This window comes from Rothia mucilaginosa (assembly GCF_001061665.1).
GTDB lineage: Bacteria > Actinomycetota > Actinomycetes > Actinomycetales > Micrococcaceae > Rothia > Rothia mucilaginosa_A.
On the sequence record NZ_JVSP01000002.1, the window covers coordinates 460,181 to 470,651 of the forward strand.

Here is a 10,471-nt window from a genome sequence, read left to right on the forward strand (position 1 = left end):
TTGACCTGAGCAAGAGCACGTTCTACAATGACGCATAAGTTCAAGGAGGTTCGCATGACCGCTTACGACCACTCGTCGGGGTACACCTACGGCACCGATGCCGTCCCCACGTCTCCGCTCACACTCGAGGATCTACGCCAGATTGAGGCCGCCGCGCACGTCCAGCCCGGTGACGCAGAGCTGCTCGCGCGAGCAGAACCCATCCTGGCGCCGCATGCCATGGAAATGGTCGACACGTGGCGCGGGATTTTGGCTCAAAAGACCTACCTGGCAGCACATTCCGCGCATCCGGATGGACAGCCGAACCCCGAGTACGCGCAGGCGTCAAAGCCCCGATTCGCCCAGTGGATCATCGACATGTGCACGCGCGAGCGGGATCAGGCGTGGTTGGACTACCAGTACCTGATCGGAGCTCGACACATGACCGCGGCGAAGAACGCGGCGGATGGGGCGGACTCGACGCCATTCGTGCCTCTGCGCTACGTGCTCGCCTTCATCGCGCCGACTGTGGAGGTCGGGCACCGTCTCCTGGCGGAGGGCTTCGAGGGCGCAGAACTGGACGCTGTCCGTGACGCGTGGACTCGCGCTGTGACTGTCGCCGTGACAGTGTGGGCGTATGCCTACCGCGATCACCCCGAGCAATTCTGATCCGGCGCTCGCCACCTACGACTCCCCCATCGGCCGCCTCACGCTTGATAGCGGTGTATTCGTCTTTCGCACTCTCTGACTGCTCTCCCTGGAAGCCTCAGTGGCTTCCAGGGAGAGCTTTCTTTCTGGGTTATAGGACACTACGTGTTGCTGGTTGGGTGACTTTTCGGCTTTCTGGTGCGGGAAAGTCACTCTTTCAGTTGGTCGTGTTTGCCTCGTTCCTGTGAATACTGCATCGTGCTCTGTGTGTGGCTGCCCCATGATCCGTCACGGTAAGAAGTCAACAGGAGGTCCTTTGAAGATCGCGGTGGTAGAAGTCCGCTCATCATCAAGGACCTCGACCTCTACCCACAACCCCCGACCAATACCTGGTCACCCACACTCAACTCGGAAGAGCCGGAAATAGCCTTCGTGATAGCGGAATAAAACGAAGGTGTGGAACTTGCAAGGACCGATCTCAAACTGGGATTCGATAGAACAGTTTAGCAAACGCTGACTTCGCTTTGCCGTCACTTGGAAACCTATCCGTTGGAAGTGCAGCTATCCTCACATACGCTTTTCCAAGTGAAGTATAGCTATGCACGTTTCACCGACGTTAGTAAAAACCCCGAACTTATCGCAGCCAACAGAAACCCGGTAGAAAATATATAGGAGCCAAAGGTGGCGCCTTTTAAAATCCAAGTCGTGGGAACGACAGCAAACAAGATCGGTGAGTTCGCAAAATCACCTGTGCTAATCGGAAGACCTGCCACCACAAAAAAGATGATAACAATCCATGAAACTAATGAAGTAGTCCAAAGCCGAAGCGCAAAACAGGCCAGAGTTAGCACAACCGAAGAGAAAACAAGTACTAAAGCAGTATGACTCGACAGTCGCTCATTAACAAGCTCGCCAATGATAGAGACATAAAGCAGACTCAAACAAAGGTTAACTACTTGTGCGAGAAGCAGCGATTTAGCAATGAACCGGAGCAGAACTTTATCGTGAATACTAAACGAGACGTACGAGGCAGGGACCTTAGCATGCGACAAAGCTAGACCTGCCGTGGCAATTGGGAGCATGATGAGTAACGCGGATTGCGCTACGGCAATGGTATTTCCATAACGGAGAAACAGCAGCGGAAGAACTAGTGCACCGAGATAAGCGATCGTGACCCAACGAATGATTGCAATTCGCTCGATAGAACACAAAGACTTCATTTTCTTACTGCTCCTTTACTTCGAAACCTAGCCACAAGAACATAGGTAATAATTAGGATTGGTACCGGGATAAGCGCAGAGAAACCGAAATTTGATTGCTCCTGGATATCTACGAACGAGATTGCGGTACCATTGAGATTCAGCCCTACGGAGTGGAGGGCGTTTGATATGTATGGGGTAGCATTGTCAGCTAGGTTACCGGGTAGCACTATCCAGAAGTACAGAAGAACACCTGAAATTACCGCGGCAGTCGGAGGTTTTGAGAGACTTTCTAATGTCGAGTAGATCAGAGCAATTAGTATACTTTGGAAGGTAAGAAAGCAAAGCAGGGTTGCTAGCCCAGAGTGCATTTTCGAACCAGACAAAACCATTGTTAGATCGAATAGCAGCACACTAAGTAGGTTTACAAGAACTATTGAAAGTGTTCGACAGATGGTGCGTAGGACGCTAGGCAACCAGGCAATGTATACCTGCTGAGGCAAACCCCCGTAGTGGACCTTGGAAACCCTAGCATCAAGTATAAAGAGTAATGCGAGGGAAATTAGTGGCTGCGTTCCAGTAAAGAAGAAGCTGTATCCCCCTGTTATTGGAGTTCCGCTTGCCTCACTTGAAATCCATGCACCGAGGAATAGTGACGCCATTGAGCCCAAGATAGCCGCGAGAAAATACCAGATGTTCCAATAGTAAGTAAGCAAAGCACGGATAGCTGAAGTAATTCGCATGGTCCTACCCCCGGTGATATAGGTCCGCGAGATTCACGCCGTTGAGGTCGGGGATATGCAAAGCTTTGCCGTTACGAACTACGACACACTCATCCGGGACGCCTTGAATCTCATGGAGGAGGTGCGTTGATATTACAACGCAGTTCCCTTCGTCCCGATAACGACGAAGCGTCGCAGACAAGGAGATCATGCCATCTGGATCCAAACCATTCTGTGGCTCATCAAGGAACAAAAATCTTGGTCTAGATAATAAAGCAAGACAAAGCTCCAGCCGTTCCTTCATGCCGGTCGAGTAGTCCTTGGCTTTCCGCCCGTGGGCAGCGCGGACGATGCCCACACTATCCAAAGCCGACTCAGGATCAACATCCAGACCCCAGAATGCCGCGACGACCTGTACATTTTGTTTACCGCTCAGATACGGAAAGTAGCTTGGATGGTCGATTGCAGCTGACATTTCGCTAATGTCTGTCTGATCGTATCTAATGTGGCCACTTATTGGTTTTATCCGACCAAGGAGCGTTTTCATTAAGGTGGTTTTACCTGCCCCATTTGGTCCAAGGAGGCAGATTATCCTGCCAGTATTTAGCTGCAAGTTAATGCCGCTCACTACTGGGGAATTCTTGTACCCAACCGACAAATCAGTTACCGATATAGCTGGCATGGCCTACCTTTCAAAGAAAACGGCCCTGGAGGTAAGGCCTAGGATGCCTTCCCTCCAGGGCCGACTGCTGCGACAAAGCTACTAACCACTTGCAGCCAACAGAGATGCCGCAGCCGTTAGCACACTGGGCAGTGAAGCATGCAATGCCACCCGTCGGGCACCCAGGGGCGCACAGGAACTTCGAGGTGATGTGAGGACAAACAGCTTCCTCAACCTCTTCAACACGGGTGTCAAGGTCAACGGTGACCACGACTTCTCCAAGCTCTCAGAATCTGAACATATTCAGGTAACAGAAAGTTACCCGCACTGCTATGATACAACGATGCAAGATTAGTAGGGGCAACTTTCAGAATGTTCAGGTCGCAGGTTCAAATCCTGTCCCCGCAACGGATAACTCCCGATAGCTTAGCTATCGGGAGTTTTTTTATGCCCGGAATCGGCTGTGCTGTCGATTCTAGCTATGACCGTACGGTTCTTTACCCCGGCCCTTTGAATGTTCGGGCACTGACCGGTTGGATGCCGGCTTATACGGCCCCGATTTGATTGAGTTCCGATATGGCAGAGCGTGACCTGGCTGAGCGGGGAGAGGGCGTGTTGCACGCGATGGTTTGCACCCTGTATCGAACCCGGCTCGGCTAACCGGAGGGGTCTGCGCTGTGCGCAATGGTTTGCACCCCATGCCGTACTTGATGCGGCTGTCTCGGTATAGTCTCTTGGCGCAATTCATCTTGGCACAATTCATCTTGACGCAAACCGCCTCGGCGCAGTTACCTCGACATAGGCGTCTAGCGGGAGCTCCCCAGCTGTCTCTGGGGGCTCTGTCGTCTCTAACTTGTTCCGAAATCTCGTGGTCGCAGATGGGTGTCTTGCTGGCCCTTATCCCCGTGCTCGTTGGTCGGTCCAGAATATCCCGCTCTTCTCCCTCCAGCTTCTCTTCTCCTCTTTCCAAATTCTCTGAGTTTGTCAGTCGGACCAGTAGTGATCGGATTGACGGTGGGGAAAAATTGGGGCTTCGGGGCGGCTCCTCGAAGGAGTTCGAAGGAGTCAAAATGCTTCCTTGTCGAGGCACTCGGAATCGTGCGCATGGAGGCCGGTGAGCTGCTATGAACTCCCCGAAAGGACATTTTTACCTCATGCCAGAACCGGAATATGCGATATGTTCTCTATATTCCCGGTTGAGAAATCAGTCGATTTACCCCGGAATTCTGCGGATTTTGGTGCAAAAATGGCTAAAAACCGCAAAAATTAACTCGGAAAGTGATTGTCCTCACAATAAAACTCTAAAGCCTGGAGTGAATGTTTTGAATAGAGCTCAAAAAACGCTCAAAAACCGCGAAAAATCAAGGCAAAACCCCTCATTCAACCGTCGGTTGAACCCATGTCATTCTCAACTTAAACCTTAGAAAAAGTTTAGGCTTAGGGTTAGTATTTTGCGAGGGGGTAAAAATGCTCCAAAAAACCGTTAGAAAAGGCTTTTTGACCTGGTAGCTTTGAGTACATGGTTACCACGGTCCGCCGCGCAGGTCATCGGACTGACCCCGCACAAACCATCGCATGAGGACATCCCCGCCACGAGCACGGGATGGTGATGGACAAACCAAAGCGGTGCCAAAACCGCAGGCCGACCGCCTATAGGCTTCTCACCTATAGATCACCTATCACTCAACCACTCACGGGCGTTCACGCCCCAGAAACACCAACAACGAGGACACCCCATGGCACTTCGCCCCCGCACCGTTAAGGCAGGCTCTCTCGCGGCTATTGCCGTTCCCACCGTGCTCGGTAGCACCCTGCTGTCTCCCGCATCCGCGTTCGCTCCCGTCGTACAGGACATCCCCGGCGGCGCACCCCAGGGCTCGCTCTTTACCGCGACCGCCCAGTCTACTCTTTCGCAGGTGGCTGTGCAGGTTCGCCAGCAGGCTGAGGCTCCCGCAACCAACCAGGTCCAGCCCATCCAGCAGACCTACACCGCACAGGCAACTCAGGCAGCACAGACCGAGCAGGCTACTCCCGCAACCTTCCAGTCTGCGCAGACCACCCCCTCGGCACAGGCTACCCAGACCGCTCCCGTGGTCACCGAGCCCACTCTCTCGCAGGTTGCTAACGCCCAGACCGCTCAGGCGGCACAGTCCACCGTTGCCGGCAGCACCGTTCCCGCAACCCGCACCAACCAGACTTTCCTGTCCTACACCTCCCCGGCGGGCACCACCTCGCAGTACCACGTGTACGCGGACGGTGTGGACTTCTCCAAGCCCGTTGGCGTGGTCTTCTACTTCGATGGTGACTACTGGCGCAACGACCAGTCCAAGGTCTACGACCCCTCCGGCGAGCTGGCTCAGATGGCTGCCTCCGCTGCGGCACAGAACATGCTGTTCGTGCCCGTCATCTCCCCGGACACCAACCGTTACGATGCTGGCGTGACCTGGTGGGAGGACATGGACCGTAACGGCGAGTTCTTCCGCTCCTTCGCGTCTTCCTTCATCGCGGCTAACGGCGTGGACTCCTCCAACGTGTGGACCATGGGTTACTCCGGTGGTGCCGAGTTCATCACCTACGAGCTGAACACTAAGCCCCAGACCTGGCGCAATGGCGGTGGCTCCATTATGGTCGCTGGTGGCGGCCTGGACGAGGGCACTCCCTCCGCAGCGCTGAAGTTCCAGCCGATGTTCTGGTACGCAAACTCGAACGACGGCACCGGTGAGACCTACCCGCAGACCTGGAGCGCCCGCGGCGCCGTTGAGGGCGGCTACAACGCCTACCGCAACGCTGGCTACACCAACGCCTCCGCAACCGTTCTGAACGGCTCGGGCCACTTCGACTACAACTTCTCCCAGATCCTGAGCAACTCGCTGACCAAGGGCAAGGCGACCGCCGCGCCCAAGGCTGAGCAGAAGACCGAGCAGAAGCAGCAGAGCACCCAGCGTGCCCGCACCATGAGCTCCGCAACCTACCAGAGCTACACCTCCCCGGCCGGCACCACCTCGCAGTACCACGTGTACGCGAACAACCTGGACTACTCCAAGCCCGTTGGCGTGGTCTTCTACTTCGACGGTGACTACTGGCAGCGTGACGAGTCCAAGGTCTACACCCCCGACGAGGGCATGCTCGCGGCAATGGGCAAGATCGCGAACGCCCGCAACATGGTCTTCGTACCGGTCATTTCCCCGGACACCAACGCATCCGGCGACGGCATCACCTGGTGGGAAGACATGGACACCAACGGCGAGTTCTTCCGCTCCTTCGCGAAGTCCTTCGTGAGCGAGAACAACCTGGACGCATCCCAGGTGTGGACCATGGGTTACTCCGGTGGCGCCGAGTTCATCACCTACGAGCTGACCGATCACAACACCTCCTGGCGTCAGGGCGGCGGCTCCATCATGGTCGCCGGCGGTGACTCGGACGGTTCGGTGGATGCCGACGCAACCACCAAGGCATCCCCAATGTACTGGTGGGTTGGCGCGAATGACACCTCCGGTAACACCAACCCCGTCACCTGGAGCGCACGAGGCGCCGTCGAGTCCGGCTACAACGCATACCTGGGCGCAGGCTTCTCTGACGCCCGCGTGAAGCTGATTGACGGCTTCAGCCACCACGACTACGACCTGCCGCACATCCTGGCCTCCTCGCTGGACTTCGCGGGCAAGACCCCCGCGCTGGGCTACAGCGACCTGTCCGACTCGAACCCGAACTACAACGAGATCAGCTGGAACTCTGATCACCGCATCATGCTCGGCTTCGCGGACGGCACCTTCCGCCCGAACGCATCGGTCAACCGTGCGCAGCTGGCAACCTACCTGTACCGCGTGGCTGGTCGCCCCGCCGTGAACGCACCGGCCGTTTCGCCGTTCAGCGACGTTCCGGTAAACCACCCCGCGTACAAGGAGATTTACTGGCTGAGCCAGCAGGGTATCACCGGTAGCGACTTCCGTCCCCTGGAGGCCGTCACCGAGTCCACCATGGCCGAGTTCATGTACCGTGCCGCCGGCTCCCCGGCACAGGCTCAGGGCGGCTACGCATCGCAGGCCCTGGCCTGGGCCGCCTCGAATGGCATCGGCACCGGCTCGACCTCCTCGGCAGCCATCACCCGTGACGCTATGGCAGGCTACCTGTACATCTACGCTAACTAAGGCGTACGGCTCCTAAAGCATAAAGAACCGCCCCGCTCCTTTTCAGGAGCGGGGCGGTTCTTGTATGTGACCTACAGGGAGGCGCCTATCGGCGCGCTACCGGATTAGAGGGTCTGGGTGGGGGTGTCGCCACCGATAGCGGGGGTCTGCTTTGCCTTCAGCTCGGCCAGGCGGGTGTCGAGCTCGTTCTGGCGACCCATCTCCTCCAGGGTGTTGAACTGTGCGTCCAGCGAGGAGGATGCCAGCTCCTGCTGACCGATGACGCGTGCCTCTTCGCGGCGGACCTTCTCTTCGAAACGGTAGATTTCGCTGGTCGGGTCCATCACGTCGAAGGCCTTCAGAGCGTCGTTGACCTGGCTCTGAGCGGTGGCGGTCTTCTGACGCGAGGTCAGTTCGTCGCGCTTGTACTTCAGCTCGTCGAGCTTGGTACGCATCTTGTCCAGACCGTCCTTGAGCTGGTTCACGACCTGGGTCTGGGAAGCCAGCTGGGGCTCGAGGGCCTGTGCAGCCTTCTCAGCCTGCATCTGCTTGCCCAGGGCAACCTTGGCGAGGTTGTCGAACTTGTCAGCGTTAGCGGTATCGCCAGCGGTGCGAAGCTCATCTGCCTTGTTGGAGGCGGCCAGAGCCTTGGCGCCCCACTCCTGGGCTTCCTTGAGGTCCTCTGCGTGGTCCTTCTCCAGCAGTCGCAGGTTGCCGATGGTCTGGGCGACGGCGGCCTCTGCCTCACGGATGCTGTTGGTGTAGTCGCGAACCATCTGGTCCAGCATCTTCTGCGGGTCCTCGGCAGCGTCGAGCAGGGCGTTGATGTTTGCCTTCGCCAGCTGTGCGATTCGACCGAAGATAGTCTGCTTAGCCATGATTTCCTACTTTCTGTTCAACGGGCTGCGGGGGAGCGCCACGCTCCTCGTGAGCCGTGCCCGTACAACTTATTATGTGAGAGGTTTCTGGGCGCGGGCTGTGAAAACCATGCACGCCCGATGACCTCAATCTGAACTTTGGGTGAATTGGGTGAACTAGAAGCTACCGCCGTCGCCACCGCCGCTGCCCCAGTCGCCGCCTCCGCCGCCACTGAAGCCGCCGCCGCTCCAGCCTCCGCCGGAGGAGGAGCCGCCCGAGCTGTTGCCCCAGCTGTGGGTCGAGCCGGAGCCCAGGGTGTTCAGGATGGCACCCAGCAGCAGGCCCTTCGCGAGGTCGCTACCCCAGCTATTACCGCCGCCACCGCTGGACCGTTCGGAGAACTGGCCCATCTCGCGGGCGGCGCGGTTCTGCGCGTCGTTGGCCTGCTGAAGGGCCATGTTGGCCTCGTTCAGAGCCTCCAACGGGTTGGAGTTACGCATCCGGTTGGCGTTCATGAGGTGACGTTCGGCTTCGGAGATCGCGGTCAGGGTCGTGGGGCCCACGGCGCCGCGACGATTATCGATGTACCCGCGGGCACCGGTCACCGCGGCGTGCGCGGAGCGGAGGGTGCGATCGAGGGTCTGGCTTGCCGCGCGGGAACGATCGCGGGTGGCGCGCATTTCCGTCATCGACTTGTCCAGCTCGCTCGAGAGCTGACGCAGCTGATTGGCCAGGGCCAGCGGGTCGTTCGGGCGGGCGGTGGAGCTCTGCGTCACCTGTCCGAGGACCGCTTCCATACCGGCGGCTACGGCGGCCAGGTCGGAACGGCCCTGGGACATGGCCAGGCTCTTGGCCTCGGCCACGTCGCGCTGAATACTCAGCAGGTCGGTACTCAAAGCCTCCTGAGCCGCGTTGAGCTCGTTGTTGCGGTTCGTCACCGCATTGGACAGCGCGAGAATTTGTGCCGAGGCTTCCTCGGCAGAGCGCAGGTGTGCAACGGCCTCGGCTCGGTTGGTATCCACCAGCTGCTGTGCTTTCTGAAGCTCATCGGTGCACAGAGCCAGGTTCGATTCCAGCAGAGCAGCGGTCTTCGAGATGGGCTCCAGAGCCGAGGGCAGGTAGCGTTCCTTCATCTGGGCGTATCGGGCGGAGCACTCCGCCACCGTGCTACGCACCTGCGGGAGGTGCTCGTTCAGCGCAGCGATGGCTTGGGGGGCCTGCTGCTCAAGGTCGCGCATCTGGGCCAGCTGAGCGTCCTGCTCCTGCGAGATGCGGGCCACGGCCTGGGAGTTATCGATAATCTCGCTCAACCAGGCGCGCTGCTCCGCCTCGGTGTCGGGAATACTATCGGTCAGCAGTTGCTGGCGCTGGAAGGAACGGCGCATCAGTTCTTCGGCGCGGGCGATTTCCTTCTCGAAGCGGGCGACCTGCTGATCGCCGTACTGGGCGCGCGCAAACTCCAGCTCCTGCTTGGCGCGACTCATCGTGGTGTCGGCCTGCAACAGGGCGCTACCGGCGCGGGTGCGTAGCTCTTCCAGGGGAATCTCCGGGACCTGCGGACGCGGAACCGGGCGGGGAGCGTTATAGGTGTTCTGCTGCGGGGCGTTTTTGCGACGCTTACGGCGACGAGCCGCGTACACGCCACCACCAACGGCAGCCACCGCACCGACTCCCAGCACACCGGTCACCACGCTCGAAGAGCTGCCGCCCTTCTGAGCCTCGATCCCCTCGACCGCGGCCAACGCCGCGCCGGAGTAATCGCTGTTCTGCAGCTTCGGCTTGATGTAGTTCTGGTACACCTTCGTCTGCTGATCGCTCGACAGGGTCTTCGTGCTACCGGCCAGGAAATACGCCTGGCGGCTTTCGGTGGCAATCACCAGCACCACATCGGCCGAGCCCCAGTTGTTCTTCGCGGCCAGGGCCTTGGTCCACGCTTGGGAACCCGAGGGGTTCTCAAACTTATCGATGGTCACCACGTGCAGGTCCACGTTGTGCTTCTTCGACAGAGCCGAAATCTTGGAGCTCAGCGTGGAGGTATTGCCCAGGGAATTCGTGGTGTCGTAGATGCGGGTACCGGTAATCTGCATGGGGTCAGCGGCCTGCGCGGCCGAGGGGCCGGCGGCGGTAAAGAACGCCGAACCGGCCGGGGCCACGACGGGGGCGAAGGACAGACCTGCTGCCAGCGCTGTGGCACCCACTACGGTGCGTAGGCGCGGGCGCTGACTGCGAGAGTAACGCGCGGGGGCGTGGTTGGTCATGCTATTTCCTCCGTTATCG

Annotated in this window: 7 protein-coding genes; 2 read left to right on the forward strand and 5 right to left on the reverse strand. The window is 58.4% G+C overall.

Going from position 1 to position 10,471, the window contains the following annotated elements; all coding sequences use genetic code 11:
* Positions 1-54 precede the first annotated feature (54 nt).
* A complete protein-coding gene (locus ADJ95_RS02255; RefSeq protein WP_005505324.1) occupies positions 55-648 on the forward strand; it encodes a protoglobin domain-containing protein in 594 nt (197 codons plus the stop codon).
* Positions 649-1,223: 575 nt separating this feature from the next.
* On the opposite strand, the gene ADJ95_RS02260 is transcribed toward ADJ95_RS02255, so the two are convergent.
* The 3 genes from ADJ95_RS02260 to ADJ95_RS09590 form a co-directional block, all read right to left on the reverse strand.
* Positions 1,224-1,847 carry a hypothetical protein gene (locus tag ADJ95_RS02260; RefSeq protein ID WP_005505326.1) on the reverse strand — a complete coding sequence of 208 codons (624 nt, stop codon included), beginning with the start codon at positions 1,845-1,847 and terminating at the stop codon, positions 1,224-1,226.
* Between the two features lie 726 nt (positions 1,848-2,573).
* Complete coding sequence (locus tag ADJ95_RS02265) at positions 2,574-3,176, reverse strand: ABC transporter ATP-binding protein (protein ID WP_231840295.1); 603 nt, start codon at positions 3,174-3,176, stop codon at positions 2,574-2,576.
* A 64-nt stretch (positions 3,177-3,240) separates the two neighbouring features.
* A complete protein-coding gene (locus tag ADJ95_RS09590) occupies positions 3,241-3,480 on the reverse strand; it encodes a gallidermin/nisin family lantibiotic (RefSeq protein WP_005505332.1) in 240 nt (79 codons plus the stop codon).
* 1,465 nt (positions 3,481-4,945) lie between these two features.
* Between ADJ95_RS09590 and ADJ95_RS02270 the strand changes: the two genes are divergently transcribed.
* Complete coding sequence (locus ADJ95_RS02270; RefSeq protein WP_049332150.1) at positions 4,946-7,357, forward strand: S-layer homology domain-containing protein; 2,412 nt, start codon at positions 4,946-4,948, stop codon at positions 7,355-7,357.
* Positions 7,358-7,461: 104 nt separating this feature from the next.
* Here ADJ95_RS02270 and ADJ95_RS02275 read toward each other — a convergent pair whose 3' ends face one another.
* Both ADJ95_RS02275 and ADJ95_RS02280 read right to left on the reverse strand, forming a co-directional pair.
* A complete protein-coding gene (locus ADJ95_RS02275) occupies positions 7,462-8,214 on the reverse strand; it encodes a PspA/IM30 family protein (protein ID WP_049332152.1) in 753 nt (250 codons plus the stop codon).
* A 156-nt stretch (positions 8,215-8,370) separates the two neighbouring features.
* A partial coding sequence (locus tag ADJ95_RS02280; protein ID WP_342626552.1) for a TPM domain-containing protein occupies positions 8,371-10,471 on the reverse strand: 2,101 nt, incomplete at its 5' end.